Below are 23,364 nucleotides of genomic sequence, written 5' to 3'. Positions count from 1 at the left end.
ATGAATTTAAAAAATGGTTTTACACTTATTGAGTTGATGATTGTGGTCGTTATGATTGCAGTACTTGCTGCAATTGCTTACCCAAGTTATCAGCAATACATACTCAGAAGCAATGCTTCATTGGCTGAGGCGGAAATGCAACGCATAGCCCAGGATTTGGAACGTTATAAATCTAGAAATTTTAGCTACAGATTGTATACCCCTATTTCAATAAATGTTGGAGATCCACTTAAATATACAATTACTGTTCAAGCAACAGCGACCACCAATTTAGCCACAGATGGTTCTGCATGGGTAATGAAAGCTGTTCCACAAGATGTGAAAAATTTCACATATTTATTTAATAATCATGGGCTTAGGTGTAAAAATAAGGTGGCGTCTAAAGTAACATTTACAGATTGTGGGGCAATAGCAGATGGAAGTGAAGATTGGTAAGCAAATTGGTTTTACATTATTGGAGCTGATGATTATAGTCGCTGTAGTCGCTATTTTAGCTGCGATAGCGATTCCTAATTATTCAGAATATGTTAAAAGAGGGAATAGGGTAGATGTGCAAACCCATATTATGAATGTTGCACAAAATTTGGAAACTTATCGGTTGGTGAATCATAGTTTCTTTGGGGCTAATTTAACTCAATTGGGTGGCGCCACATATCCTCTTAATAATCCATATTATCAATTAACTTTAACAGATATGTCTGGTGTTGCTTTTACTAATGCACAGGCGAATCTACAATCATGGTTATTGGTTGCAAGACCAATAACCACAGGAAGACAAAAAGGTACAGGAGCTATTTCTTTAAATTCAGCAGGTGTAAAATGTTGGTATAAAAATAACGATAATGCCAATGTCACAGCAACAATTGATAATAAAGGTAATCCTGTTCCAGCTACAACTTGTAGTAATCAATGGGAAGATAGATAAATAAAGTAATCTTCTATAAATAAAAAACCTTCTAATTTAGAAGGTTTTTTTATTTGATCAGTCGTGTTTTTAATCTCTTAAGTTAGACCAGTTAGTCAAAAATAATAATAATGTGATAAGTATTGTTTAATTGAATTTTTATGTGATTTTTTTATCTTTATTTTAATTAAACTTGTTTTAAATCATTTGCTTATACCGATTATCTATTAAAACATCCTTTTATCTTTATATTATTTTTTTGATAAAATAAAGTATTAGTATCGTATGTGTATAAATTTGTAATTTGGACAATGTCATGCGATTTATCAGGGGATTTACGCTTATTGAGTTGATGGTCACTATTGCGGTATTTGCTGTGATTGCAATGATAGCTGCACCAAGTTTTGGTAGTTTAGTTGCGAAAAAACAGTTAGATACATTAACACAAGACTTTGCTTTAGTTTTAGGAGAGGCACGAGGTCAAGCAATATCACTACGCAAAAATATAACAATCAAATTGGACTGTCCTAAAAATGCTAAACAAGAATTGGAATGTCCATCAAATACCGCAACAAGCTTTACTTGGATCTCAAAAAATCCAGATATAAAGCTTACAAGTGATCCAATTGATGTCATTTTTTCTGGATTAGGGAGTGCGAAACAACGTACCAAAACGATACCGAATCCAAATTATGATAAAAACGCTACAACAGATATGGATGTAGATCCACCTATAAATCCAAAAACAATAGAAGAAGTTGTGCCTTTAACTTTTACTTTATGTCACTCCAAAATAGGTGAAAGCCGAACAATTCTCATTGCTCAAAATGGAACTGTTGAAGGTTTGAATAAGGGGACATGCTAATGGATCGTCATAATCAAAAAGGTGTTGGCTTAGTAGAAGTTCTTGTTGCTTTGGTCATTCTTGCATTAGGTGTTTTAGGTTTTGCGGCATTACAACTTCGAGCTTTAGATGCAGCTCAAGAAGCGACTGAACAAACAGTTGCCATGAGTACTGCACGAGATCTTGCAGAGCGTATGCGCATAAATCGTGGGGCTTTGGGTCATTATAAAACGGCAATTAATAGTAAATCTACCGTAAATAATTGTATGGGTACAACAAAAATTACCTCTCCAAAAGCCTTGGCTTTACCAAAATGTAATGAAGAAAATTTTGCCAAACAAGATGCAGGTGAGGTTTTAGCAAAGGCAACCAATAATGGGCAAATGGTCGTTATTCATGATTGTGTGGCTAGTGAATTGAACTGTATTTATGTGGCTTGGGGAAAAACTGTAATTTCAGCCAACGATCTTAGCGAGTGTATAGATACAACGACGGGCGCATATATTGTGAACTCAAAATGTCTTGTTATGGAGGCTTTTTAAAATGAAATCTATAACAAATCAACTCGGTTTTACGTTGCTTGAGTTAATGATTGCATTGGTATTAGGGCTTTTAGTAAGCGCAATTGCGCTACAGTTATTTTTAACCAGTCAAAAAAGTGCCACAGTACAACAAGGCATGATCAATTTACAGAACTCCGCATTGTTTGGTTTAGGTGGAATGATTGATTCAGTTCGATTGGCAAATCTAAACTCATCGCAACCTTATGTCGATGATAAGGTTTTATATGGCGGAATTGTTTTAGCTGCCAATAATATTTCGAATAATTTGGATAATTTTACTATTGCTGATGGTTTGTTAACTCGTGGTTCTATAGGAGAGTCAAACCTAGAGGGGCAAAGTAGTGATCAACTGGTTATTCAATATCGTGTCAGTACGCCCAATCAATTTGACTGCGAAGGTCGAGAGTTGACAGCAAATGATTATGTCGTAGAACGTTATTTTGTTAAGAAAGATACTGATCGCAATGATCCAAATGATCCTCTTGCATTGGCATGTAAAGCTGCTCGTTATACAGAAACAACAGCGAAAACCAATACATCACTTCCTGCACTTATTGAAAGTGATGAAAGTCAAGCAAAAATTATTATTCCTAGAGTAGATCACTTCAGTGTGCGTTTAGGCATTGCTTATGATGGTGCTAATACAAGTTGTTCGAGTATTACAAAAACAGAACAAGTCGATGGTAATACGGTGACAACCAATATCGAGCCAGATTCAAAACTTGATTGTTTTAGCTATATGAATATTGAAGATTATCGAAATTTGACTGGGCAAAAACCACAGATCGTTTCAGTTCAAATAGGCTTGCTTGTTCGCTCAACAGATTCTACGGGAACAAATAAATTTTTTGATAAAAATCAACCCTATGAAGTTTTAAATGTAAATGCCACGTTAACCGAAAATGAGCTTAATGCATTGTATTTACGCAGCGTAGTTACTCAAACGATTGCGCTTAGAAATGGTTTTGGCGTTGAGTGAGGACAGAATATGAATAAGCTGAATTTCAAAAGTTCTCAACAGGGCTCAGTACTCATCGTTGTACTTGTGATGTTGGTTTTGTTGACTTTAGTAAGCACATGGGCGATTCGAGGCAGTATTACGTCTTTAAAAATTTCAACTAATGCACAAGCTCAAGCGTTGTTAAAACAGACCAGTGATTCAGTATTTTTTACTCTAGAAAATAAGACGGATGATGAACTGGTATTTACCAATATGCGTATTGGTGACGGCATGTTGAATTATACCTTACGTCCTGAAAATAAAGGGAAAGAGTTAGTGTTTTGTGTCCGAGGTACAACAGCGGACAACTTTGCTGGAAGCCGTTTAGCAAGTGTAGTTTATTGGAATGGTTCTACGATTAAAAACACGGATATGGGTAAAAATGGATTTTGCCAATTAGATCGTCTAACAGACTTTTTGAGTGGTCGTAATGCAGTGTTAACGCAAGTGACGGTCAGAGCCTCAGAAAATAATCGAGATTGGGAACATATGCTAGAAGGTGATGATAAAGAGAGTTCGAAAAGTACGGGTATTCAAAAAGTAGTGATTACTGCGACATCGATTTTGCCAAACTTAAGTGCTAGCTCTAAATCCGATATCAATAATTGTTTAAAAAATTATACCAGTTTTGTTGATAGTGTTATTAAAAATCAAACCGTAACTGACTGTTTATCTTTAAATCATGTTCCATATAGTACTCAAGAGATGGAATATACAATGAAAGCCGTACGTACATCGTAATAGGGGAATGAATCATGAAAAAGAATGAAATGAAAAAATCTGACCTGCATGTACTTGAACAAAATGTGCAAATTAAAAAAAGTTTAAATCAATTTAAGGTTGGCACAATTGCTGCTGCAATTACATCTATAATTTGTGCAAGTATTCCTAGTTTTGCCGCTGATTTAGAAATCTATAAAATTCCTGAAGATAGTACAGGGACTGCAACTTTACTCCTAATGTTGGATACGTCTGGAAGTATGAGATGGAATATGGGGAATACAAATACAGCCAGTGCTGGTAATAGTCGTTTGGATATTTTGAAAAAAGGCTTAAGAGATGTATTGCAAGGAACTTCCACCATTCCAAGAGTAGATGACAAAATTGTGATTGGGCTTTCAGATTTTAGTGGGGATACTGGACGAATTTTAGTAGCAGCGAAAGCTTTGGGAACTAAAACTGGTAATGAAATATTAGAAACTACTTATCGAAAACCACTTTGGACAAGATATACAAACAGAGTGAAAAGAGTAGATACGGTTTATTATAATAAATGCACCTCTTGGGATTCTAAAAATTACAATTGTTTAACCTGGGCAGGGGATACGACTTCGTCGGCGGGCTATACTGATAGTATTCCACTTAAATATACTTCTAATAGTGATTGTACTTATGGAAATAGGGGAGACTGTCGATTTGTTTATGAAGAGATTCGGAAATATAGAGATGAAACTCATCGAGATACGTTACTCACTGCTATTAATAATTTAAGAGCTGATGGTGGTACACCTACACCTTACGCATATGCTGAAGCAGCTGCTTATTTAATGGGGCAGAGTCCTGTTCTTAATAGAGTGCTTCCATTGTTAGCAATGGACAATAGGAATCAAGGATGGAGGTGTGATACATGGGATGCTGCAGGGATGTGTACAAATTGGGGAGGATATGGGTATATAACGCCACCTAATGATTTTGTAAAAACTGAATCATGTGCGGCAAGAAATGGTGCTCGAGCGACTTGTTATTATTATAATTACAGTGCAAATGGATCATATAGTGGTTTAGCTCAAGGACAGTCTAGTAGTGATACATATACAGGAACTGGAGATAATCAAAAATATATTGCCCCTAGCTCAATTACAGCCCAACTAGGTACATCAGAAGCAGCCAAAAATAAAAAGGAATGTAGTGGGCAAGGTATTTATTTTCTTACAGATGGACAGCCTGAGCCAGGTGGTACTGCGCCAGGAAGCGATGGTAAAAGCGGAACAGCTTATGAGTTGATGAGTACATCTTTAGCGAATAAAGGTAATTTATTTAGTTGTGCCAATAGCCAGCTGGGAAATCGTTCAGGATATAAAAACTCAAGAAATGCTTGGTCATGTATTGGTAATTATGCACAGGCTTTACTGGATTCAGAAAAAAATCCTTTAGGTTTAAAAATAAAAACTGCTGTGGTTGGCTTTAGTTCAAGTTTTAGTTCAAATATTGATCCAGATGTACAAGATGCAAAAGACTGGGGGACAATTGGTGGTGGTCAATGGTATGTAGGGACTGATTCACAAAGCGTCGTAGACAGTATCAATAATTTTATTAATGAAATCAGTAAAGATATTCCATCTATGAGTACAGGGTCGTCAACTGTACCCATGGATGCATTAAATCCAGAAATCATCCAAAAATATGCCTATTTCCCTCAGTTCGAGCCTAAAGTTGATCCTGCTGATACACGACAATTGTGGTTTGGTAACTTAAAAAAATATTATGTAGTGAATGGTGGTGTTTATGCAGACGAAAATGGAACTGCTAGCCAAACAGTGGTTTTAAAAAGTAAATTGCAGGATTTAACGGATCTTTGGGCAAAATCAGGGGTGACTTATCCTGAAAATGCTCCTGTATTTTCAAAAGATGGAGCACTGAGCCAATTACCTTTAGGTTTAGTCACAAAAACCAATGACAAAGGTGAGTCCATTACAACGGCGGGTCGAAAACTCTTAACGAATTATGATTATGATGGCTCTAAAAGTGAAGATGAAAGAATTAGTCAAAATTTTGATTTAAATCAAATCGATTATACTTATACAACTGATAATAAAACGAAGACTGATAATGCATCTCGTGTCAGAGGATTGATGACTTTATTGGGCTATAATATCAGCACAGAAACAGCAACTGAGGGTTTGGATCTTACTCGTGCAACTACAAGTGTTAGACAAATGGGGAGTGTTTATCACTCATTGCCAGTACTTTTAACTCAAGAAGGTAAAGCGGTTGCTACTCGGAATAAAACCACAAAAAAAGTAGAAATTAGTTCAATTGGGCGTAAAGACTACGTTATGTTTGGAACAACTCAAGGCTTATTGAGTGTTGTCGATGCAACAACAGGCATTGAAAAATTTAGTTTTGTTCCTAAAGAAATGATTGAAAAACAAGCCGAAACTTTCCGTGAAAATGCAGGTAATCTTGCAGGTGGTAAAGATGCATTGTATTACGGTATTGATGGCGAGTGGGTTGCACATACAGTTTATGTGACTAAATCAGATGGTACGCTCACAGTGAATGGTGCAGTGCGTGATGTTGTTGGTTCTAAAGATGAAGTAGAAAATCTCAGTGGTAAACAATGGGTATATGGTGGCTTACGCATGGGTGGGCGTAGCTATTATTCATTAGATTTAACGAAAATTGATCATCCTGCGTTGAAATTTCATATTGATCCTACAACGGGAAAAGTGTATTCAAAAGCCAATTCAAGTGGAAAAGAATATAAAGCTATTGAAAATATGGCACAAAGTTGGTCAAAGCCAAAGCTAGACTATGTGAACTGGAAAGGTCAACGCAAATTGGTGATGTTCGTTGGTGGTGGTTATGACGCAGGTGGAGACCATGGGGATGGCTTGTTCGCCAATGGTATTCGTACTGGTTATGCAGGTTATGAGCACTATAATTATAAACAAGAGAATAAAAAAGGCTCAGGCGTATATATGTTTGATGCCGACAATGGTGATTTGCTTTGGTATGCAGACTCTTCTGCTTCATCAAGTGATACAGGTGTAGAACATGCATCAAATGCAAATTTAAAATACAGTGTTGCAAGTGATGTTAAAACAGTAGACCGTAATAATGATGGCGTAGTAGATCATCTCTATTTTGGTGATTTAGCAGGTCAAGCGTTCCGAGTGGACTTTAAAAATGATGGAAATAAAGACAGTTTTGATTCTCAAGTAACTCAAATTCTAAATTTACAAACTCAAGATAGTGCAACACAGCTATATAATGGTACTGCACCACGATTCTATATGGCACCTGTATTTACTGCACACCATAGTGCAGGGAAGAAAGAAGGTGCCAATATCATTGTGGTAAGCTTTGTCTCAGGAAATAAGAGTTCTCCACTTTTGGCTACAGACGACTCTCCAACATCCACAGGTAAAAAAGATCCTTTAGGTTTGCAGTATGACGCGGTTTATGCAATTTATGATTATGATATTCATCCTGATGGAACTTTCTATCCGCAGACACATATAAGTACAAGAACTTTGGCTGCGGAAAACAGTACAACGGCATCAACAAGTCAATTAAAATATATCAGTAATGAACATGTTGCCCGTAGTGATAGTGCAGCAACGCTGGTATTAGGTGCTGAGGCAAATGCTCAATCAGGTTGGGGTGGATGGTACTATCCATTTAAGAAAAAGTTTAGCGCAACATTGACCAATAGAGAAGAAGCAGGTGCGAGTATTATTAAAGGATTAACCCCATTAGTTGCTATGGAGGGAAGTCTGTATGTCACTCAATATGATGCTTCAAATAATGGTACATCTTCAAGTTGTGGTGCAGGCGTAAAAGGTCATAGTTTTACGCAGCGTCTTTGTCTGCCTACAGGTGTATGTCCGCAAAATGCTAACTATGTTTACAATTTAGGTGCGGGGATTGTTCATTTAAATGTGGGGCCATATGGAGAAGATGGGAAAAAAACAATTGTAGTCCCAGATCCTGCTGATATTGGTGTTGGTTGTGTTGGTTCTGACTGCCAGTCAGGTTCGAAGTTTATTACTGCTGGCGGGGCAATTCGATTTATTCCAAATCGTTGGTATGAACGTTATGCCAAGGCAGAATAATATGAAAAATGATTCTGTTGGAAAAACTTCTCAAACTAGATTCAATCAAGGTTTTACCTTGATTGAACTCATGGTTGTCGTTGTCATTATTGCTATTTTGGCAGCCATTGCGATCCCAAGTTATCAGCATTTTGTAAGGCGAGCCAATGTTGCTCAAGCGCAACAAGAAATGCAGAAAATTGCAGAGCAATTAGAGCGTTATAAGGCTCGGAATTTTAGTTTTAAAGGGTTTAATGCCAATTATCTGTACCCAAGTAACTCTGTATTTGATGTGTCATCACAAACTTTAAATTTAAACTCAAAATATACGATTACTTTGGTCGATAGTATGACTGGAAATCCACTGTTGACAGACTCGTCTTCAAGTGGGCAAGGCTGGTCAATTAAAGCCATAAGCCAAGATCCTGCGAATTACTCATTATTATTAACCAGTGCAGGTGTACATTGTAAAAATATCACACAGGAAAATATGGACTATGACTCGTGTGGTGATGCAGGTTTTGAGGAGTGGTAAGGGTGAGAAAAACAGGATTTACTTTAATTGAACTCATGATCGTCGTTGCTGTTATTGCTATTTTGGCTGCAATTGCTTATCCCTCTTATATTCATTATAAAGTGAAAGTGAATAGAACCGATGCCCAAGCTGAAATGATGGCTATAGCACATATGCTCAGTCAATATAAAATAACAAATGGTCATTATACCAATGCAACGATAAGTCAAATGTATGGCGGAAATTTAATACCAAATCATGGTGAAGCATTATATGAGTTAGATTTACAAACAACAGCTGCGACATGGATTTTAACAGCGCAACCCATAAGCGGAACATTGATGCAAAATAATGGCGATATTGTTTTAACCAGTGATGGAGAAAAATGTTGGACGAAAGGCACCTCTTGTACTCCATCAAGTAGCACAGACTGGGATGGCAAATAGGAGGTTAAATTCAAAACTGTGGATAAACAGAAATTGATCTTTATTTCGCAGTAAATTTAACGTAAAATACCGCCCTCTATGAAAGGGGTTTGAAATGTTTCGATGGTCGAAACATGGATAATCCGTAAAAACTATAAGGTTCTATCATGGTTGTTATTCGTCTTGCACGCGGTGGTGCTAAAAAACGTCCATTCTATCAAATCATTGTGACTGATAGCCGTAATGCACGTGATGGTCGTTTCATCGAACGTATTGGTTTCTTTAACCCTACAGCTCAAGGTAAAGCAGAAAAACTTCGTTTAGACGCTGACCGTTTTGCACATTGGGTTTCACAAGGTGCGCAACCTTCTGAACGTGTTGCTTCTTTAGCTGCTCAAGCTAAGAAAGCTGCAGCTGCTGCATAATTTTTGAAAATTAAGTAGTAGATTGCCCATGACACCAACACAGAATGTGCCCGAAGATCGTATTCAGATTGGACAGCTACGTTCAGCATATGGATTAAATGGGTGGCTTTGGGTCTATTCCAATACAGAACCCATGAGCAATATTTTTGACTATCTGCCTTGGTACATTGAAACCAAAGCAGGTTGGCAAATGGTTGATGTAAAACGTTGGAAACCACATGGCAAAGGCTTAGTTGTTTCGCTCAAAGGTGTAATTGATCGTACCGCAGCGGATAATTTAGTTGGCGCAAATGTTTGGATTTCTAAATCGCAACTGCCTCAAGCGGGCGTGGACGAGTATTATTGGTCAGATTTGAAAGGCTTAACCGTGTTAGGTCTAGACGATGAAGAACAAGAAGTGAATCTCGGTCAAATCCATGAACTGTTTGAAACAGGCGCCAATGATGTGATGGTTGTTCGTGCAACACCAAATAGCATTGATGGTGAAGAGCGCATGATTCCATGGCATAAAGATGTAGTACAACGTGTTGATCTTGAAGCTGGTCGTATCTACGTAAATTGGGGCGTAGATTATTAATCCGAAAGGATAAACGCAGTAGGAAAATAGAGGAGTCTGCGATGTTTTTTGCAGTCATTACGCTGTTTCCTGAAATGTTTGAAGCGATTACAGCCTACGGGATTAGCGGACGTGCAGAAAAACGTGATTTGATCCAAGTTCATTGTATCAATCCACGTGAATTTGCTGAGGGCAACTACAAGCGAGTGGATGAGCGTCCATTTGGTGGTGGTCCTGGTATGGTGATGATGGCTGAGCCGTTGGCAAAAGCAATCCATCGTGCCAAAAAACTTGCAATACAAGCGGGTGCAGTGAACGTTCCTGTGGTGTATATGTCACCACAAGGAAAAACCTTGAATGAAAATGCAGTACAAAAATTTGTCAATTATGACGGATTGATTGTGTTGTGTGGACGTTATGAAGGGGTTGATGAGCGTTTGATCCAAACTTATGTTGATCAGGAATGGTCGATTGGTGATTACGTTTTATCGGGTGGTGAACTCCCTGCGATGGTTTTATTGGACAGTATTATTCGGAGACTTCCGGGTGCCATGTCCGATGAGCAATCCCATGTGCAAGATTCATTTGTGGATGGTCTTTTAGACTGCCCACAATATACCAAGCCAGATCATTTTGAAGGTTTGGATGTGCCTACAGTACTTAAATCTGGGCATCATGCAAATATTGAAAAATGGCGGTTTTTGCAGCGTTATCAACGAACACTTGAACGTCGACCTGAATTGGTTGAAAAAGTGGAATTGACCAAGCAGCAAAAAAAATGGCTAAAAGATTCGCAAGAACAAAAGAATTAGTTCATTTGTTTAAGCAGATTTGCTCTAAGCATTTTGTTTAGAGTCATTAATAGGCTCTTTATGCATTGAAGCGGTCAAGCATGAAGGGAAAGCTAAACGGGTCTATGCGCCTTAGCCTCTAGCCCCTGTGGAATTCAGACCTCTTCTGACCCACACATATTGGAGATACCCCATGAGCGGTAAGCATCCTTTAGTACAAGCTGTAGAAAATGCTCAGCTTAAACAAGACATCCCTGCTTTTGCACCTGGTGACACAGTTGTTGTTCAAGTAAAAGTAAAAGAGGGTGATCGTGAACGTCTTCAAGCATTTGAAGGTGTTGTAATCGCTAAGAAAAACCGTGGTTTGAACTCTGCGTTCACAGTACGTAAAATTTCTAGCGGTGTTGGTGTTGAGCGTGTTTTCCAAACTCATTCACCAATCGTTGCTGGTATCGAAGTGAAACGTCGTGGTGACGTTCGTCGTGCTAAACTTTACTACCTACGTGAATTGTCTGGTAAAGCTGCACGTATTCGTGAAAAATTGCCAGCTCGTAAAGCGAAATAATACGTTTTACGTGACTAAAGAATGCGCCTTGTGGCGCATTTTTTTATGGATGTATTTTGCTTATGGCATTTTATAAGCCTTGTAATTTCAAACGGTTTGCATGTTGGCGAAAGATATCTACAGGGTCTGGTGCAAATAATCCTTTAAGTCCAAGTACTTGGTTAACTTCATCAAAATGATTCCATTGGTAATTATCTCGGATCGTTTTGCCAAGTTTACTGCTACATACACTAACTAAACCATCATTGGCTTGACCATTGAATGCGATTGGACCCATAGCTGTTAATAATGTGTCAGGATCAAGTGGATTCGTGGCGTTAGAGATTCCTGTCCATGAATAAAAAGCAATACCATTGGCTTTTTGAGGACCATCGGCACATTTCGTGCTAGGTAAACCTAGTGGAAATTTATGGTTAAATGCTTGAACACCTGGTTGAGACATGCTGTAAATAGAGGCTTTAAAATCTGAGGGTAGATTGGATTGCTGTGCAAAGTTAATAACAGGTGTCATGAGTGCATCCATCACGATAGCCAGCACACCATTGAGTACAGGTGTATTTTGTACTAAGTCTGCTACAGGTGAGCCATCGTTTGTACCCGCGACAGAGCTTACAGAGGCAACAAGGTCAGGGCGTACACCAGCAATATAACGAGCCGTAGGACCACCATGACTATGTCCAATTAGGTTCACTTTAGACTGTCCTGTGATTGCGAGCACTTCTTCTACTTGGGTGAGAAGTTGTTCTCCACGTACTTCGGTTGACTCTAAAGGAGAAACTTGAGCAGCATAAGCAGTTGCATTATGGCGAGCCAGATCAGGTAAAATTTGATACCAATAATCTAGACCAAAGACAGCATTGCCTAATCGATTGAAACCAAACATGCCATGTACAAAAACAAGCGGATATTTGGTTTGCGCATAATTGTCTATCGTATAGAGCGTATTGGCTTTTTGAAGCCCAGCAGTTGCATTGACTTGATTGATACACAATGAAGTCAATAACCCGACGAATAATGTTTTTAATTTCATTGGATTGTCCTTTTAAACCTTATTTTTGTTTTTAACGCAAGATGAATTATTTTTTACTGAGTAAAGGGTAACTTACCTCCTTGATCGTGAACGGTTTCAAATGTTTGAAGGCGTAATTTTTCTTGGGGATTTTGAAAATATTGATTTTTTAATTGAATTATTGCATGACTTTGAGTCTCGTAAGGCATTGAACTTTTGATAATCTGATCGCGTTCTGTGAGGTAACTATTGACTTTATTTTGCCAATTATTGCGTTGAATATCTAAATTTTCTAGCCGTTGTGTTGCTTCAATTCCCACTAGATTAACTCGCATTTGGTGTAGTTCTGCATCAGAGCCATGGTGTGCTTTTATTTCAGCAGTAAGTTGGTGTAGGTCTGCAAGTTGATTTAGTTGTTTTAAATTTTCTTGCCAATCTGTTGGCAGTTGCTGAAAGAGCTGATTGATTTGAGAGGCTTTTTCTATAGCTGAAAGCTGTTGATTTTCCATGATCGCCATGCGTTGTAGGGTGTATTGATCATAGAGGTCTTGTTGACCAAACAAGCCGATCATTTCTTGGTTTGAGAAAATATTTTTTCTTAAGTGCTGGATGTTTTGTTGGATCTCTCGATAATAATTAACGCTGTCTTTGGATGTTTTCGCGGACTGAAGTTGTCCAAGTTGCTCTCTATATCGCAGATATCGTGTCCAAAGTTCATTGAGTTGAGCACGTAAAGGGTTTTGATAAGTGACTTCGGTAAATTTAAAAAAATCACTTTTGATGGTGTTTAGATTTTTTTCACCTAATTGTGTTAAAAAGTATTCAAAGCAATTTTTTGTTTGTTCATTGACGATGAGCTGATGTGCGGTATCAGTGCGAATCTGACAGTTGATTTGGGTATCTTGTTGGCTTGGACTTGAAAATGACGCTATATCTTTATTTGAATTCACTATGTGAGATGGTACTTGTCCCATATTAGAGGCAGAAAAGTGATGAAATGCTGTAGTATCTATTGGCTGATTTTGAGGTTTGAGCCAAAAAATAATGAGGACGCTGCATACTGCACACATCCCTAATATACTTTTGTGTACGCGCTTCATTTTAAATCCTTTTCATCAATATTATTTTTATGGTTGAAAAATAATCTAATATGGGATTTGAATTTGTACAATGCAAATTTATAAAAATAGATAAATGGATTTGTTAGAATAGTGACACATTATTTTGATCCCCTTGTTATGTCTGTCAAATCACCCAAAATCCAGCGTCGTCCCATTAGTGGCGTTTTTTTATTAAATAAACCACTTGGTATTAGCTCAAATGCTGCTTTACAACGTGTACGATGGTTATTTCGTGCAGAAAAGGGAGGGCATACGGGTGCATTAGACCCACTTGCTTCTGGACTATTGCCCATTTGTTTAGGTGAGGCAACTAAATTTTCTCATTTTTTACTCGACTCAACTAAACGTTATCAGACCACTATTCATTTAGGTCATAGTACAACTACAGGTGATGTCGAAGGTGAAGTCTTACTTGAACAAGCCGTACCTGAACTGACTCAAGCGCAAATTCAGAAGGTACTGACACAGTTTACAGGTGATCTCCTCCAAGTTCCTCCGATGTATTCAGCATTGAAAAAAGAGGGTCGTCCTTTATATGAGTTGGCACGTAAGGGGATTGAGATTGAGCGTGAAGCACGTCCTATTGTTATTGAAAATATTCAATTATTATCTTTTACGGCAGATTCCATCACTTTAGATGTCACGTGTTCAAAGGGAACGTACATTCGTGTTTTAGGTGAAGATATTGCGAAAGCATTGGGTACATATGGGCATTTAACTTATTTACATCGAATTCAAACAGGGCAGTTTGAACTGAATGCTGAATGGACTATTGAATATTTAGAAAGTTTAACTGAGCAAGAACGTGAAGCTTTGTTGCTGCCTGTGTATGCACCGATTGACCACTTTCCAAAAGTGCAAGTGCCTGAAGGGCGTGCAGAATATTTTTGTCGAGGTATGGAAAGTAATATTGATCATGTTGCGGCAGCGCACGCAGTGGTATTTGATGGGGAAAAATGTTTAGGCTTGGCAGAAATTACTGAGAAAAAACGTTTGGTGCCCAAACGTGTCTTGAACTTGTAAGCCACCCGATGTAAAAGGAACGTCCATGGAACTCGAACTGATTCTGAGTTTAGTATTTTTTGCCTTTTGTGCAGGTGCGATTGATGCAGCAGTCGGCGGTGGAGGCTTGATTCAAATTCCTGCTTTGATGGGTGCGTTGCCACATTCATCGACAGCAACGATCTTTGGTACCAATAAACTGGCTTCTATTTGCGGTACAGCATCTGCGGCATTTTCTTATTTACGTCAGGTTAAAATTCAGTGGAAATTATTAGCTGTGATTGCGATCACGGCTTTTATCAGTGCCTTTGGTGGTGCGGCTTGTGTATCCATGATTCCACAAGACATTTTACGCCCATTTGTTCTGTTTATGCTGATTGTAATCGCCATTTATACTTTGGTTAAAAAGCAATTTGGGCAGGTGCATATCCAGCAAGAGATCACACGGAAAGTTTTGATTCTTGCAGGCATAGGTGGTTTGTTAATTGGTTTTTATGATGGTATTTTTGGTCCAGGTACGGGTAGTTTTTTTATTTTCTACTTTATTCGTTATTTAAAAGTCGATTTTTTACATGCCTCAGCATTGTCGAAAATCGGGAACTTTATGACCAATTTTGCAGCTTTAAGTTTTTTTATTCCGACAGGACATGTCCTGTTTCAGTTGGGTTTGATGATGGCAGTTGCGAATGTTTGTGGTTCATTGGTTGGCGTGAAAATGGCGTTAAAATATGGTAGTGGTTTTATCCGTATTTTATTTTTGATTTTGGTCAGTATCTTAATTTGTCGTCTTGCTTATCAAATGTTTTGGATGTAAGTCATTCTCATTACTAAAATTTCTTATACAAATGATTGCAAGCGCTGACAATATCAGCGCTTTTTATTTTCTATGATGATAACGCTCTGATCAAAAAATGTTTGAAATCTTTTAGGATAAAAGGAAAATCATCATGAATATATTTGAAGCTTTAAGAGAAAGTCACGACATTCAAAGAGAATTATCTGAAAAATTATTAAAAACTTCAGGGGATACACCTGAACGCAGAACTTTATTTGAGCAATTAAAAAATGAATTGTTTGCACACGCTGTAGGCGAAGACCGCTATTTTTATATTCCTCTGATGATGACAGATTCGGGTTTGAATATTACTCGTCATGCTTTGTCTGAACATCACAAAATGGATGAGCTTTTGGAACAACTCAGTGAAACTGAATTTAGTAATCCTGGTTGGTTAGCTATTGCTAAAAAACTGTCTGAAACTGTGCATCATCACTTACAAGAAGAAGAGCATGGTTTCTTTCAGCAAGCAGGTAAAATTTTAGAGGATAAGCAAAAAGAAAGCTTAGCTAAGCAATATTTAGCTGAGTATAAAAAATATAAAGCGAAAGAAAAGGACAGTTTGGTTTAGTGAACACACAAGAATGGGTAGATGCATAATCAGCCCATTTTTATTAAAGAGGTTTTAATTTTCAATCACAGTTGATTTGGGTTTGAATGTTACCCCAATCGAAGCAATCATAATGCATAGTAAAGCGATACTTTGCCCAAGGCTAATGTGTTCTTTGAGCAGTACCATGCCTGCTATGGCAGCTAAAGCAGGAGAGAGGCTGGATAGTGTTCCGTAGCTTAGTTTGCTTAAGGTTTTGAGTGCCATTAAATCTAAAGCGTAAGGAATTGCTGTCGCTAATAGTGCTATGATGAGTGCTTGTCCCCAATACTGAGTTTGCATTAATGCAGTTGGGTTATGTACCGCACTGATGGGGAGCATCACTAGCGCAGACAACGTGATGGCAATCGTCAGCGCATGCATACCAATATTTTGCCGTACCACTTTTTGCCCAAAATAAATATAAAATGCCCAACATATACCCGCACCGAGCGCAAAAGCTGCACCCACGTAGGAAAAATGATCTTGCTGGGTATCTTGCCAAGGCACCATTAAAGCAATACCGATCATGGCAAGAACGACCCAGATATAATCGATTTTGCGTTGGATCGACAGGAGTGCCAGTGTTAAGGGTCCTAAAAATTCTAAACCTACAGCAATGCCTTGTGGTAATTTACCCAAAGATGCATAAAACAAGACATTCATTAAGCACACTGAAGCGCTATAAAATAATAAGTCTTTCCATTTTAAATGGGGCAAACGTTTGATGATTTTCCACGAACGGAACATCATAAAAATTAAAATAGAGGCAAAACACAAGCGTAATGTAACGACAGTTAACGGGTCTAAAACTTGAAAGAGTTGTTTGGCAAATGAGGCACTGATCTGATATGCCACCATCGACATGATCATGTAAAATACAGCAAGAAATTGAGAGTTTTGCATAGTGCAGACAAGAAGAAATATTGTGCAATTCTAACATTTTATTATTTCAAAAAGGCATATTCTCATTTATATATAAATATCTTAGAATAGCTTAGCTTGAAAGTTTTTAAAATTTGAATGGCTTTGATTCTTTTATCAATATTGGTCGTTTTTAGCTCAAATAAAATTGAAAATATGCTTGAAAGAATAGAAAAATGAAGTCCTTGAAAATTGTAAATTTATGAATAGGTAATATGATGTCAGACATTAAAATAGAAAATAAAAAATCTTTACAATCGAAAGATGTGGTGCACTATGGGGATGATCATGCTGTAAATTATCAGCATATCTTATATTTAGAAAAACAAGGTGCGGCAAAAACAGATCAAGATGCACAGCAACGCGTGGATATTTTAGTGAATGCTTCCAATGACAATTTTGCCGCAGCGAGTATGCTGTTAGGGCAATGGCATTTCTTGGGGCATTATGTCGAACAAAATATTGAATCGGCTGTGTTATTTTTTAAACATGCTGCGAAACTTGGCGATGCTTTGGCGATGGTTGAGTTAGCGCATATTGGACGACAAGCTTTAAGTGCAAATGTCAGTGCTGAAGAAGGTTTAAATTATTTACAACAAGCTCTGGATTTAAAGCATCCTGAAGCAATCTATATGTCTGCATTAAATATTTTGCAAAATGATGCTGAGGCTGCTTTAAATTTATTATTGAATAATTACCAACAGCATCAACATGAAATGAGTTTAAAAACTTGTATTGAAAATCTTGCATTTGATCCAAATGTAGTCATTGAGCAATTGGAAAATTTGGCGCAAAACGATCACTTTGCGAGTGCTGTGGTTGCTTTTCAGTATTTTAAACAAGGTAATGACAAAAAAGCGTTTAAATACGCACAAAAAGCACAAGAGCACAATGATGCATATGGTTGCTATGTACGTGCATTAATTGAAGAAAAAGACCCCAAAGGTGACCCAGATGTAGCTTATGAATTTTTAGGCAAAGCTGCACAGTTAGGGCATATTGAAGCATGCTATTGGTACGGAATCGAGACTTTACGTAAAGCTGAAAGAGCACAGGATGAAGCAGAGACATTGCAGCTCAATCAACGCGCGTGTCAATTTCTTCAAGTTGCAGCATTACATGGAGATGTTGCCGCAAAATTTTATTATGGACAGTGTTTACGTATGGGAATCGGTATAGAGAAAAATCCTGACGAGGGTATACAGTGGTTGGATCAGGCAGCGCAACAAGGCAATACAGATGCACAATTTGAATTGGCGATGTTATTAAATCCTGAAGATCCTCGTCATGTGGCTTTATTAAGTGCAGCTGCAAAAAATGCTCATGTCCAAGCAATGTTATGCATGGCTATTTATGAACAGCAAAAGCAACAATTTGGGCAAGCAATTCAGTGGTTAGATCTTGCACAGCAAGCAAAATCAGCCCGTGCTTCTTATTTATTGGCACGTATGTATCGTGCTGGGCAAGGGGTGGATGTTGATCTAAAACATGTGGTGACGTTGTTGCAACAAGCTGCTGAAGGGGGAGATGTCGATGCATATTTTGAGTTGTATCAGGCATATTCACAAGGTTTAGGCATTCGAAAAAATAAGAAAAATGCTGAAAAATATTTGGCTTTGGCACAGCAAAATCAACATATTGAAGCCTGTGCAATCGCATTGTAATTGAGCAGTTAGATGCAGTTTAACAACCCGATTGAATACTATCATCACCAACACGGTCGCTTATTTGTGGTGGGAGATCTGCATGGTTGTTATGATCAATTAATGCAAAAGCTCACCCGAATTCAATTTGATTTTCAACAGGATGTCTTGGTTTGTGTGGGTGATTTGGTAGATCGAGGTGCTGACAGTTTAAAATGTCTAAATTTGAGTCATGAGCCATGGTTTAAAAGCATTATCGGTAATCATGAAGAGATGTGTTTGCATTCTGCGATTGATCCGATGATGGCACGCTTACATGCACAACATGGTGGTGAATGGTTTTATGCCTTGTCAGAAACCGATAGAAACCAAGTGGTTGAGCTATGCCAAAAGATGCCGATTATTTTAGAAGTTGAATATCTAGGGCAAAAGTATGGCTTTGTGCATGGTGATATTGAACAGAATGATTGGAATGCATTTAAAGCGACAATTCATACTGAAAAGCAGCGTGAAATCGCCCTGTGGGGACGCTCTCGTATTCGTAATTCTGTTAAGAAAAATTTTCAAAATATTCAAGGGATTGATACTGTTTTTCTAGGGCATACGGTAGTTGATCTCGTGACCAAACGCCACAATTGTTACTTTATTGACACGGGTGCTGTCTTTGATATGCGTTTAACAGTATTGGAGATCCATCCTGATTTACCGATCGAAAAACAAGTGACAGTTGTCTAAATAGATATTTGAGCAACATTTAAAATTTACTTTTTTAATTTTTTTCAATGGCTTGCTTTGCTTGTTGTGTGGTGTAGGTACAGCCAATCGATGCCACAATAATCACCATTAAAGCCAACCATTGTGTCCATAATAATTGTTCATGTAAAAATATAAAGCCCGAAAGTGCGGCAATGGCTGGCTCTAAACTGGTCAGCGTACCAAAAACAAAAGGGGATAATGTGCGAAGGGCAACCATCTCCAAACTAAAGGGTAATGCACTCGCAAGAATTGCCAAAATCATCAATAACAGTAAGTTGTCAGCATGGAACGTGGCGAGTGGCATGCCAACAAAAATCGCAATGGGCATCAAAAAACACATGCCAATAAACATACCTAAACATACGGTATGATTGCCCGAAATACCCGAAGGTTTTTGTCCAAAAATGATATACATTGCCCAACATGCACCTGCACCTAAAGCGAAAGCAATGCCTAAGGGGTCTAAGCGGTGTTGACTTTGATCAAAGGGGAAAAGCAAAATTAAACCTAAAATTGCAAGTCCAACCCAAATGAAATCAAATTTTTGTCGTGCATAAAACAGTGCCACGCTAAGTGGGCCAATAAACTCAAAAGAAACAGCAATACCCAATGGTAAACGATCAATAGATAGATAAAACAACGCATTCATGCCAGCTAAGGCAATGCCATAGCGAATGACTGCGGGCCAATTGATTTGTTTAAAATTGACCTGCCAAATTTTAAAAATCACCGCCAAAATTGCTGAACCCAATAACAAACGCATAGCGGAAACCGTGAGAATGGGGAACTGATCAAATAATATTTTGGCAAGTGAACCACTACTTTGCATACTGATCATGGCAATGAACAATAAAATCAGTGCATGTAGATGAGGCGTATTTTTTAAATTTGGCATTGAATAGACTAAATAGGTATAAGTGATTCAGCTTTTATCAATGATTTGATTGAAACCGTAGAAAATGAAAAGCATAAAAAAACCACAGCCCGAAAGCTGTGGTTTTACAATACGCTAAAACTTAGAACAATACACGTACACGAATTGTGCCTTCAACTTCATGTAGCGTATCAAGTGCTTCTTTTGATGCAGTTGCATCTACATCCATCACTAAATAGCCGACATCACCTTTGGTCATTAAAGATTGACCAGAGATGTTGATGCCATGTTCAGCAAATAAGTTGTTGATTTTAGATAAAACGCCCGGTACGTTTTTATGAATGTGTAGTAAACGGTGTTTACCTTCAGTCAATGGCAACGCAATTTCAGGGAAGTTTACTGCAGATAAAGTCATACCTTTATCAGAGTAAGCAACGAATTTCTCAGCAACTTCTAAGCCGATGTTCGCTTGCGCTTCCATGGTTGAACCACCTACGTGCGGTGTTAAAATCACGTTAGGAATGTTGCGAAGAGGAGAAACGAATTCTTCACCGTTTGCTTTTGGTTCTTTCGGGAATACGTCAACCGCAGCACCTGCGATATGACCTGATTTTAATGCATCAGCAAGATCTTCAATCACCACACATGTGCCACGTGCAGCATTGATGAAGATAGAACCTTCTTTCATTTGTGCAAATTGTTCTTTGCCCATGAAGTTACGTGTAGAAGGAACGTCAGGTACATGGATCGATACTACGTCAGCATTGGCAAGAAGTTCACCCATAGAACCGACTTGACGTGCATTACCTAAAGGCAATTTAGTCACAGCATCATAATAAATGACATGCATGCCCATACTTTCTGCAAGGACAGAAAGTTGAGAACCGATAGAGCCGTAACCCACGATGCCTAAAGTTTTACCACGTGTTTCAAATGAACCGACAGCAGATTTGTTCCAACCACCTGCATGTGTGTCTGTAGATTTTTCAGGCACACGGCGAAGAAGGAGAATTGCTTCAGCAAGTACAAGCTCTGCAACAGAACGTGTATTTGAATAAGGAGCATTAAATACTGGAATACCACGAACCATGGCAGCATTTAAGTTCACTTGGTTTGTACCAATACAGAAACAACCGACAGCAATGAGTTTTTGTGCTGCTTCAAAGACTTCTTCAGTCAATTGAGTACGGGAACGAATACCAATAAAGTGTGCATCCTTAATCGCTTCTTTCAACGCTTCACCCTCAAGCGCAGTTTTACGATAGTCGATGTTGGTATATCCAGCAGCATTTAATGTGTCGATTGCATTTTGATGAACGCCTTCTAACAACAAGAAACGAATTTTATCTTTAGGCAGTGAAAGATGTTGGCTCATTACGGCTCCGCTACAAAGGCCAAATTTAGTGGCGATATAATAGCATAGGACAGCGACCGATATACATTTCCTTTATGGCGATGATTGTAGGTATTTTTGCAAAATATAAGACATAACTTGTCGTATATGGTCTATTTAAATGTGTAATTTCCATAGTGACATTATGGAAATAGTTTTTTTAAGGGTTTTATTGAAAAATGCCTTATAATGAGCCTTCGTGAAAATAGCCTGTCTCTACGGTGCTGCTTTTATATTCACATTGGTCTAGAAATCACACGATTTGATTGATTTATTTTTAGACACTTTTTACTTGTTTACTTCTGCTAGGTCTGCAAACGATGAACGCTCCAGTCGCTTTAACACCTGAGTTATTAACCCAACTAACTGCAATTGTCGGTGAAAACCGCATTAAAACAGATGCGGATAGTCTCGAAAATTGGGGACGTGATCACACCAAACATTTTGATCCAAATCCATCGGTCATCGTTTTTCCATCAAGCACAGAACAAGTTCAAGCCATTGTAAAACTTGCCAATCAATTTAATGTTGCGATTACGCCATCAGGTGGTCGTACAGGTTTATCTGCAGGCGCAGTGGCTGCCAATGGCGAAATCGTGATGAGCATGGACAAGATGAACCAAATTTTGGAATTCTTCCCTGCCGATCGTATGGTTCGTGTACAAGCAGGTGTCGTGACTGAACAATTACAAAATTATGCTGAAGAACAAGGCATGTATTATCCAGTCGATTTTGCATCTTCTGGTTCATCACAAATCGGTGGGAATATCGGAACCAATGCAGGCGGGATCAAAGTCATTAAATATGGCATGACGCGTAACTGGGTGTTAGGTTTGACTGTTGTGACAGGTAAAGGCGATGTGTTGCGTTTAAATAAAGGCATGATCAAAAATGCCACTGGCTACGCAATGCAGCACTTATTTATCGGGGGTGAAGGGACTTTAGGTTTAGTGACTGAAGCGGAAATTAAGCTTGAGCGCCAACCGCATGATTTACAGGTTTTAGTCCTTGGTGTGCCTGATTTTGATGCCATTATGCCTGTGTTACATGCATTTCAAAAGAAAATTGACCTTACTGCATTTGAATTCTTTGGTGAATTGGCAATGCAAAAAGTGTTAGATAATGGTCATGTACAACGTCCATTTGAAACACAATGTCCATTCTATGTCTTGCTTGAGTTTGAAGCGCCGTATGAGCCAATCATGGATGCGGCAATGGAAATCTTCGAGCATTGTATGGAACAAGGCTGGGTACTTGATGGTGTGATGAGCCAAAGCCTTGAGCAAGTTCATAATTTATGGCGTTTACGTGAAGATATTTCAGAATCTATCGCGCCATTTATTCCATACAAAAATGATATTTCTGTACTCATTACACATGTTCCTGCATTCATTAAAGAAATTGATGCAATTGTGGAAGAAAACTATCCTGACTTTGAAATTTGCTGGTTCGGTCATATTGGTGACGGTAACTTACACTTAAATATCTTAAAACCTGCGGATTTAAGTAAAGATGAATTCTTTGCAAAATGTCAGGTTGTAAACAAATATGTGTTTGAAACTGTGAAAAAATATGATGGTTCAATTTCAGCTGAACATGGTGTAGGCATGACCAAAAAGCCATATTTAGACTACACACGTACAGCTGAAGAAATTGAATATATGAAAGCCTTGAAAAAAGTATTCGATCCAAACGGGATTATGAATCCGGGTAAATTATTTGATCTTTAACTATTTAAAGTAAAATTAAAACGCTCTTTCGGGAGCGTTTTTTTATATAAGATTTTTTTAAATAATGTAATATATTGATTAATA

At 38.1% G+C, this 23,364-nt stretch carries 24 protein-coding genes; 19 read left to right on the top strand and 5 right to left on the bottom strand.

Annotated elements, in window-relative coordinates; translation table 11 throughout:
* The 13 genes from HUV91_RS14360 to rplS all read left to right on the top strand — a co-directional run bounded on the left by HUV91_RS14360 (position 1) and on the right by rplS (position 11,404).
* Positions 1 to 435 (top strand): type IV pilin protein, encoded by a 435-nt coding sequence (locus tag HUV91_RS14360; RefSeq protein ID WP_174493850.1) that lies wholly within the window; start codon positions 1 to 3, stop codon positions 433 to 435.
* The gene (locus HUV91_RS14355; RefSeq protein ID WP_286433491.1) at positions 416 to 925 is read left to right on the top strand and encodes a type IV pilin protein; all 510 of its coding nucleotides are present in this window, start codon (positions 416 to 418) and stop codon (positions 923 to 925) included. The genes HUV91_RS14360 and HUV91_RS14355 overlap by 20 nt, the downstream gene beginning before the upstream one ends.
* A 295-nt stretch (positions 926 to 1,220) precedes the next feature.
* On the top strand, positions 1,221 to 1,769 hold the full coding sequence (locus HUV91_RS14350) for a pilus assembly FimT family protein (protein WP_174493849.1): 549 nt from the start codon (positions 1,221 to 1,223) through the stop codon (positions 1,767 to 1,769).
* Positions 1,769 to 2,290 (top strand): type IV pilus modification protein PilV, encoded by a 522-nt coding sequence (gene pilV, locus HUV91_RS14345; protein WP_174493848.1) that lies wholly within the window; start codon positions 1,769 to 1,771, stop codon positions 2,288 to 2,290. The genes HUV91_RS14350 and pilV overlap by 1 nt, the downstream gene beginning before the upstream one ends.
* Position 2,291: 1 nt before the next feature.
* Positions 2,292 to 3,290 carry a PilW family protein gene (locus HUV91_RS14340; protein WP_174493847.1) on the top strand — a complete coding sequence of 333 codons (999 nt, stop codon included), beginning with the start codon at positions 2,292 to 2,294 and terminating at the stop codon, positions 3,288 to 3,290.
* Between the two features lie 9 nt (positions 3,291 to 3,299).
* Positions 3,300 to 4,052 carry a PilX N-terminal domain-containing pilus assembly protein gene (locus HUV91_RS14335; protein WP_174493846.1) on the top strand — a complete coding sequence of 251 codons (753 nt, stop codon included), beginning with the start codon at positions 3,300 to 3,302 and terminating at the stop codon, positions 4,050 to 4,052.
* Between the two features lie 14 nt (positions 4,053 to 4,066).
* Positions 4,067 to 8,149, top strand: coding sequence for a hypothetical protein (locus HUV91_RS14330; RefSeq protein WP_174493845.1), 4,083 nt, complete (start codon positions 4,067 to 4,069; stop codon positions 8,147 to 8,149).
* A gap of 1 nt (position 8,150) precedes the next feature.
* Positions 8,151 to 8,663, top strand: a complete 513-nt coding sequence (locus HUV91_RS14325; RefSeq protein ID WP_174493844.1) for a type IV pilin protein — start codon at positions 8,151 to 8,153, stop codon at positions 8,661 to 8,663.
* A gap of 35 nt (positions 8,664 to 8,698) precedes the next feature.
* Positions 8,699 to 9,088: a type IV pilin protein gene (locus HUV91_RS14320; protein ID WP_218946327.1), complete on the top strand. Its 390-nt coding sequence runs from the start codon at positions 8,699 to 8,701 to the stop codon at positions 9,086 to 9,088.
* A gap of 146 nt (positions 9,089 to 9,234) precedes the next feature.
* A complete protein-coding gene (gene rpsP / locus HUV91_RS14315) occupies positions 9,235 to 9,492 on the top strand; it encodes a 30S ribosomal protein S16 (protein ID WP_004826436.1) in 258 nt (85 codons plus the stop codon).
* A 28-nt stretch (positions 9,493 to 9,520) separates the two neighbouring features.
* The gene (rimM, locus tag HUV91_RS14310) at positions 9,521 to 10,069 is read left to right on the top strand and encodes a ribosome maturation factor RimM (protein ID WP_174493842.1); all 549 of its coding nucleotides are present in this window, start codon (positions 9,521 to 9,523) and stop codon (positions 10,067 to 10,069) included.
* A 41-nt stretch (positions 10,070 to 10,110) separates the two neighbouring features.
* The gene (trmD, locus tag HUV91_RS14305; protein WP_174493841.1) at positions 10,111 to 10,860 is read left to right on the top strand and encodes a tRNA (guanosine(37)-N1)-methyltransferase TrmD; all 750 of its coding nucleotides are present in this window, start codon (positions 10,111 to 10,113) and stop codon (positions 10,858 to 10,860) included.
* A 172-nt stretch (positions 10,861 to 11,032) separates the two neighbouring features.
* Entirely contained in the window at positions 11,033 to 11,404 is a 372-nt protein-coding gene (rplS, locus tag HUV91_RS14300; RefSeq protein ID WP_174493840.1) for a 50S ribosomal protein L19, read from the top strand.
* Between the two features lie 70 nt (positions 11,405 to 11,474).
* On the opposite strand, the gene HUV91_RS14295 is transcribed toward rplS, so the two are convergent.
* Both HUV91_RS14295 and HUV91_RS14290 read right to left on the bottom strand, forming a co-directional pair.
* On the bottom strand, positions 11,475 to 12,434 hold the full coding sequence (locus HUV91_RS14295) for a lipase family alpha/beta hydrolase (protein WP_174493839.1): 960 nt from the start codon (positions 12,432 to 12,434) through the stop codon (positions 11,475 to 11,477).
* A gap of 53 nt (positions 12,435 to 12,487) precedes the next feature.
* Complete coding sequence (locus HUV91_RS14290; RefSeq protein WP_174493838.1) at positions 12,488 to 13,513, bottom strand: lipase secretion chaperone; 1,026 nt, start codon at positions 13,511 to 13,513, stop codon at positions 12,488 to 12,490.
* Positions 13,514 to 13,651: 138 nt separating this feature from the next.
* Here HUV91_RS14290 and truB point away from each other — a divergent pair, with 138 nt between their 5' ends.
* The 3 genes from truB to HUV91_RS14275 all read left to right on the top strand — a co-directional run bounded on the left by truB (position 13,652) and on the right by HUV91_RS14275 (position 15,942).
* Positions 13,652 to 14,557, top strand: a complete 906-nt coding sequence (gene truB, locus HUV91_RS14285) for a tRNA pseudouridine(55) synthase TruB (protein WP_174493837.1) — start codon at positions 13,652 to 13,654, stop codon at positions 14,555 to 14,557.
* Between the two features lie 25 nt (positions 14,558 to 14,582).
* Positions 14,583 to 15,350, top strand: coding sequence for a sulfite exporter TauE/SafE family protein (locus tag HUV91_RS14280; protein ID WP_174493836.1), 768 nt, complete (start codon positions 14,583 to 14,585; stop codon positions 15,348 to 15,350).
* A 133-nt stretch (positions 15,351 to 15,483) separates the two neighbouring features.
* The gene (locus tag HUV91_RS14275; protein WP_174493835.1) at positions 15,484 to 15,942 is read left to right on the top strand and encodes a hemerythrin domain-containing protein; all 459 of its coding nucleotides are present in this window, start codon (positions 15,484 to 15,486) and stop codon (positions 15,940 to 15,942) included.
* A gap of 54 nt (positions 15,943 to 15,996) precedes the next feature.
* Here the strand turns inward: HUV91_RS14275 and HUV91_RS14270 are convergent, their stop codons facing one another.
* Positions 15,997 to 16,866, bottom strand: coding sequence for an EamA family transporter (locus HUV91_RS14270; protein ID WP_174493834.1), 870 nt, complete (start codon positions 16,864 to 16,866; stop codon positions 15,997 to 15,999).
* Positions 16,867 to 17,102: 236 nt separating this feature from the next.
* On the opposite strand from HUV91_RS14270, the gene HUV91_RS14265 reads away from it, so the two are divergent.
* Both HUV91_RS14265 and HUV91_RS14260 read left to right on the top strand, forming a co-directional pair.
* Positions 17,103 to 18,548, top strand: a complete 1,446-nt coding sequence (locus HUV91_RS14265; RefSeq protein ID WP_174493833.1) for a tetratricopeptide repeat protein — start codon at positions 17,103 to 17,105, stop codon at positions 18,546 to 18,548.
* A gap of 12 nt (positions 18,549 to 18,560) precedes the next feature.
* Positions 18,561 to 19,262: a metallophosphoesterase gene (locus HUV91_RS14260; protein ID WP_174493832.1), complete on the top strand. Its 702-nt coding sequence runs from the start codon at positions 18,561 to 18,563 to the stop codon at positions 19,260 to 19,262.
* Between the two features lie 34 nt (positions 19,263 to 19,296).
* On the opposite strand, the gene HUV91_RS14255 is transcribed toward HUV91_RS14260, so the two are convergent.
* Both HUV91_RS14255 and serA read right to left on the bottom strand, forming a co-directional pair.
* A complete protein-coding gene (locus HUV91_RS14255; protein ID WP_174493831.1) occupies positions 19,297 to 20,178 on the bottom strand; it encodes an EamA family transporter in 882 nt (293 codons plus the stop codon).
* 121 nt (positions 20,179 to 20,299) lie between these two features.
* On the bottom strand, positions 20,300 to 21,532 hold the full coding sequence (serA, locus tag HUV91_RS14250; protein ID WP_130072212.1) for a phosphoglycerate dehydrogenase: 1,233 nt from the start codon (positions 21,530 to 21,532) through the stop codon (positions 20,300 to 20,302).
* Positions 21,533 to 21,870: 338 nt separating this feature from the next.
* Between serA and HUV91_RS14245 the strand changes: the two genes are divergently transcribed.
* Entirely contained in the window at positions 21,871 to 23,280 is a 1,410-nt protein-coding gene (locus HUV91_RS14245) for an FAD-binding oxidoreductase (protein ID WP_174493830.1), read from the top strand.
* The last annotated feature ends 84 nt before the right edge of the window (positions 23,281 to 23,364 follow it).

Origin of the sequence: Acinetobacter sp. Marseille-Q1623, assembly GCF_902809895.1 — a bacterium.
In the GTDB taxonomy this organism is placed as follows: domain Bacteria; phylum Pseudomonadota; class Gammaproteobacteria; order Pseudomonadales; family Moraxellaceae; genus Acinetobacter; species Acinetobacter piscicola_A.
This window is presented reverse-complemented; position numbering and strand designations above follow the sequence as displayed.